The sequence below is a fragment of the Flavobacterium sp. genome (genome assembly GCF_049590715.1).
Classification (GTDB): Bacteria; Bacteroidota; Bacteroidia; order Flavobacteriales; family Flavobacteriaceae; genus Flavobacterium.
The window spans coordinates 1-4,532 of record NZ_JBAWDL010000318.1; the positions used below are offsets into that span (position 1 = coordinate 1).

General features: G+C 36.0%; 5 protein-coding genes. All 5 read left to right on the plus strand.

Annotation, left to right across the window (positions count from 1 at the left end):
* The coding region (locus WBQ70_RS13805) for an acyl-CoA dehydrogenase family protein (RefSeq protein WP_423915214.1) at positions 1-1,560 on the plus strand (1,560 nt) is incomplete at its 5' end.
* Between the two features lie 129 nt (positions 1,561-1,689).
* Positions 1,690-2,217 (plus strand): superoxide dismutase family protein, encoded by a 528-nt coding sequence (locus tag WBQ70_RS13810; RefSeq protein ID WP_423915215.1) that lies wholly within the window; start codon positions 1,690-1,692, stop codon positions 2,215-2,217.
* A gap of 110 nt (positions 2,218-2,327) precedes the next feature.
* Positions 2,328-2,897, plus strand: a complete 570-nt coding sequence (locus WBQ70_RS13815) for a YdeI/OmpD-associated family protein (RefSeq protein ID WP_423915217.1) — start codon at positions 2,328-2,330, stop codon at positions 2,895-2,897.
* A gap of 569 nt (positions 2,898-3,466) precedes the next feature.
* Positions 3,467-4,033, plus strand: coding sequence for an L-threonylcarbamoyladenylate synthase (locus WBQ70_RS13820; protein WP_423915219.1), 567 nt, complete (start codon positions 3,467-3,469; stop codon positions 4,031-4,033).
* Between the two features lie 142 nt (positions 4,034-4,175).
* Positions 4,176-4,532 (plus strand): GxxExxY protein (locus tag WBQ70_RS13825; RefSeq protein WP_423915221.1); only part of this gene is annotated, 357 nt, incomplete at its 3' end.

Genomic DNA, 4,532 nt, shown 5'->3' on the forward strand with positions numbered 1-4,532 from the left:
CCTGAGGCTTATGGCGGAATGGGAATGGGATTTGTCAACACGGTTCTCGTTTGTGATTACATCTCGGGAGCTACGGGTTCTTTCTCAACTGCTTTTGGAGCACATACAGGGATTGGAACCATGCCTATCACTTTGTATGGAACTGAAGAACAAAAACAGAAATACGTTCCCAAACTCGCTACTGGCGAATGGTTTGGCGCCTATTGCTTGACAGAACCGGGTGCTGGATCTGATGCTAATTCAGGAAAAACCAAAGCTGTTTTATCTGAAGATGGTTCTCACTACAAAATCACAGGACAAAAAATGTGGATATCTAATGCTGGTTTTTGTCAATTGTTTATTGTTTTTGCACGTATTGGAGATGATAAAAACATCACTGGGTTTATTGTAGAAAACGATCCGAAAAACGGAATCACAATGAATGAAGAAGAGCATAAACTAGGAATTCGTGCCTCTTCTACTCGTCAAGTGTTTTTTAATGATACCGTTGTACCAGTTGAGAACATGTTGTCTGAAAGAGGAAATGGATTTAAAATTGCCATGAATGCTTTGAATGTGGGTCGAATCAAACTAGCAGCAGCTTGTTTGGATGCGCAACGAAGAGTGATTTCGGGATCCGTAAAATATGCAAATGAAAGGGTTCAGTTTAATACTGCGATTTCTCAATTTGGAGCCATTCGATACAAATTAGCCGAAATGGCAACGAGTTGTTACGCAGGAGAAAGTGCTACCTATAGAGCTGCCAAAGATATTGAAGATAGAATCGCTATCCGGGAAGCGGAAGGCGGCTCTCATCAAGAATCAGAGTTAAAAGGTGTTGAAGAATATGCTATCGAATGTTCTATATTAAAAGTAGCCGTTTCTGAAGATATTCAAAATTGCTCAGATGAAGGAATCCAAATTTTTGGAGGAATGGGATTCTCTGAAGATACTCCAATGGAAAGCGCTTGGCGTGATGCCCGTATCGCCCGAATTTACGAAGGAACAAACGAAATCAACCGAATGTTATCTGTAGGGATGTTGATCAAAAAAGCAATGAAAGGTCATGTGGATCTTTTAGGACCTGCGACTAAAGTGGGGGAAGAATTACTTGGCATTCCTTCTTTTGACGCTCCTGATTATTCGGAATTATTTGCTGAGGAAAAAGAAATGATTGGCAAACTGAAAAAAGTATTCTTGATGGTGGCTGGTAGTGCAGTTCAAAAATTTGGTCCCGATTTAGATTCTCACCAACAGCTTTTAATGGCAGCTGCTGATATTTTAATCGAAATCTATATGGCGGAAAGCACCATTCTTAGAGCCGAAAAGTCCGCTAAAAAAGAAGGTGAAGAAAAAGTTAAAGAACAGATCGCCATGGCACAATTATACCTATACAAAGCCGTAGATATTGTCATCCAAAGAGGAAAAGAAAGCATCATTTCCTTTGCTGAAGGCGATGAACAACGCATGATGTTGATGGGATTAAGACGTTTTACTAAATACACTAATATGCCTAATATCGTAGCTTTAAGACATACTATTGCCTCTAAGCTTATTAAAGAAAATCAGTATTGTTTTTAATGGTGATTGTATAATTTTTGGTTAAATTATAATGTTAAAACCGTTCTAAAATTTCATTTAGAGCGGTTTTTTATTTGACCAACCTAAATATTTGGCTAACTTTATAAAAAAAATAAAAATTACAACAAGATGAAAAAAATACTTATTTCTATAGCCTTATTAATGCTCGTTTTTATCGGGTGTAAATCTTTTGGAACTTCTAATAATGACCAAAAACTCAGTTTAGCTTTTGAAGCCAAAAGCAACAGTAACGTTTCTGGGACTGCTACTTTTGTTGAAAAAGATGGTGAAGTAACTCTTGAAGCCAAATTCTCTGGATTGACTCCAGGAGTTCATGCGATTCATATTCACGAAAAATCAGACTGTTCAGCTGCTGATGGAACCTCAACAGGTGGTCACTGGAATCCCACATTCAAGAACCACGGAAAATGGGGAGTTGGTGAGTACCATAAAGGAGACATCGGTAATTTTACAGCTGATAAAAACGGAAATGGTTCCATCAAATTCACTACTGACGAATGGAATATTGGTTCTGGAGACCCAACAAAAGATATTTTAGGACATGCTATAATTGTTCATCAAGGAACTGATGATTTTACCACGCAACCCACAGGAGATGCTGGTGGAAGAGTCGCTTGTACTGCTATAATAAAATAAAAGTACTCAACTATTTTTAAAACCATTAAGATTCAGGAAATTAAGTATCTCACTTAATGCTCTAAATTTTAATGGTTTTCTTTTTTTAAAATCATTTTAAACTCATTCAATTGAAAGAAACTACTGAACACTATTTTAAAAACAGTTCTGAATGGCGCGAATGGCTCGAAGTGAATCATGCTATTTCTACTGGAATCAATGTTATTTTGTATAAAGTTAGTAGCAATTACGAGAGCATGCGCTGGGAAGAAGCAGTACAAGTAGCATTATGTTACGGCTGGATCGATTCTACTTCAAGGAAAATTGATGATGAAAAACGCAAACAGCAATTTGGCCCCAGAAAAGATAAAAGTGTGTGGAGTAGAGTCAACAAATCCCATATCGAAAAACTCGACAAAGAGGGTTTAATCCATGCCAGTGGCTATGCGAAAATTGCAACAGCCAAAGCAAATGGCTCTTGGGAATCCTTAGATGCCGTTGAATCCTTGACTATTCCTATGGATTTAGAAAAAGCTTTTCAAGAAAACGAACTGGCTTATTCTAATTATCTCGGTTTTAGCCCGTCCTATAAAAAAAGTTATTTGTACTGGCTCAATCAAGCCAAACGCAACGAAACTCGCCAAGCCCGAATTACAGCCATTATTGATTTATGTGCACAAAACATTAAATCCAGATTCTGATTTTTATGTGCCTAATCCTGCTATCCGCTTTAGCCCTCTTTCAAAATACTTTTTTTACTAGGTCAGTACAGGAGCTTCCGTTGGTCGCTCTGTACTTCCCGTAAAAAATAGTATTTTTCAGTCGGGGCTATCGCTGTTATCAGGGGCATTAATCGTGCAATAAAAAAAAGATTGTAGATTTTTGATTAGCGATTGCTGATTTCAGATGTGCTGAAACTATAAAAAGGTGTTTGTATATCTTAATCATATTGGGGAAACTCTTTCAATATAGAATAAAATAGTAATCAATAACGAGAACTGCATTAGGGATGGGAGCATTGTTTGAGCTCTTATTGTTCCTGTAATGCCCTAAATTATTCACAAAACGTTCTGGAACAATAAAGCGAGTGCGGACAGCCCGACCCGCCTTTTTCGGGCGGGGAATGCCCAAGTAAAATTTCTGATTTTTGATCTTGTGGTGGTGAATGCATCTGTTTTTATTTTTTTTAATTCTAAAATCAAAAATCGTTAATCTTCAATCATAAATCCTGCATCGTTAATCCTTATCTTTGCCACTTTAAAATTCAATCATGGACATCAATCAAGAAATACACAATGCTTTTGAAGTGATTAAAGAAGGTGGTATCATTTTATACCCTACCGATACGGTTTGGGGTATTGGCTGTGATGCGACTAATCCCGAGGCGATTGCTAAGATTTACAAACTCAAACAAAGAGCGGAAACCCAAAGTATGATCTGCCTGATGAATGGCGAAAAAATGCTGTATAATGTTTTTAAAGACATTCCCGAAGTGGCTTGGCAAATCATGGATTTTTCTGAAAACCCTACGACTTTGATTCTGGATAATCCTAGAAATGTAGCCCCAAACATCATTGCAACAGATAAAACTCTCGGAATCAGATTAGTAAAAGAACCATTTTGTTTTAAATTGATGGAGCGAATGAAAAAGCCGTTGGTTTCCACTTCTGCAAATATTTCAGGGCAACCTACTCCTAAAAGTTTTAAGGAAATTAGTCCTGAGATTATTAAAGGCGTGGACTATGTTGTAAATTTGCACAAAGATAAAATTTCAGGCAAACCCTCGACGATTATCAAGTTGACACTGGATTCTCAAGTGAAGGTAATACGTAAATAGAGGTTTACCGCAGATTGCTTCGCCAATTCGCTATCGCTCGGGTCGCAAATTAATTTGAAGTAGAGTAAGGTTAACAATTATAACAAATTAAAAATTTGCCTATTTTTAGAGAATTGATTTACTAAATTAATTTTATGTTTTTATGGAAGATTATTTATATAAAGAAGAAAGTTATTCGATTATAGGTATTTTATTTGAAGTTCATAAAAATCTAGGAAAGGGATTTTCGGAAATTGTATATAAAGATGCTATTGAATATGAATTTCAGCAAAATAATATTCCATACGAACGAGAAAAAGAATATACAGTCGCCTACAAAAACACTACTTTGAATCATAAATTTTATGCTGATTTTGTAGTTTATGGTAAAATCATATTAGAAATAAAAACGATTGATTGTTTTAATAATACGCATTATAATCAATGCTTAAATTATTTGAAAATTTCAAAAAGTAAATTAGCAATCCTTGCGAATTTTAATTTGCTTTCATTAGAATAC